General features: G+C 48.0%; 1 rRNA gene. It reads right to left on the minus strand.

Annotation, left to right across the window (positions count from 1 at the left end):
* Window positions 1-859: ribosomal RNA gene (locus SB717_RS33350) — 23S ribosomal RNA — on the minus strand; the annotation flags it as partial.
* Window positions 860-966: the final 107 nt, after the last annotated feature.

Genomic DNA, 966 nt, shown 5'->3' on the forward strand with positions numbered 1-966 from the left:
GAGAACCAGCTATCTCCAGGTTCGATTGGAATTTCTCCGCTACCCACACCTCATCCCCGCACTTTTCAACGTGCGTGGGTTCGGGCCTCCATTCAGTGTTACCTGAACTTCACCCTGGACATGGGTAGATCACCTGGTTTCGGGTCTACAACCACATACTAAACGCCCTATTCAGACTCGCTTTCGCTACGGCTCCGCCTTATCAGCTTAACCTTGCATGGGATCGTAACTCGCCGGTTCATTCTACAAAAGGCACGCCATCACCCATTAACGGGCTCTGACTACTTGTAGGCACACGGTTTCAGGATCTCTTTCACTCCCCTTCCGGGGTGCTTTTCACCTTTCCCTCACGGTACTGGTTCACTATCGGTCACTAGGTAGTATTTAGCCTTGGGAGATGGTCCTCCCAGCTTCCGACGGAATTTCACGTGTTCCGCCGTACTCAGGATCCACTCAAGAGGGAACGAAGTTTCAACTACAGGGTTGTTACCTTCTTCGACGGACCTTTCCAGGTCGCTTCATTTACTTCGTTCCTTTGTAACTCCGTATAGAGTGTCCTACAACCCCAAGAGGCAAGCCTCTTGGTTTGGGCTAATTCCGTTTCGCTCGCCGCTACTCAGGAAATCGCATTTGCTTTCTCTTCCTCCGGGTACTTAGATGTTTCAGTTCCCCGGGTCTGCCTTCAATATCCTATGTATTCAGATAAAGATACTGTTCCATTACGAACAGTGGGTTTCCCCATTCGGAAATCTCCGGATCAAAGCTCACTTACAGCTCCCCGAAGCATATCGGTGTTAGTCCCGTCCTTCATCGGCTCCTAGTGCCAAGGCATTCACCGTGCGCCCTTTCTAACTTAACCATTAGCGAATAAATGGTACAACATAATGTTGTGTTATTTATTGGTTTGATTAAAGAAAAGTTTCACTTTTCCTCAGCAATTACTGTTATCTAGTTTTCAAAGAACAA

The sequence above is a fragment of the Priestia sp. SIMBA_032 genome, assembly GCF_046535215.1.
Taxonomy (GTDB): Bacteria; Bacillota; Bacilli; order Bacillales; family Bacillaceae_H; genus Priestia; species Priestia aryabhattai.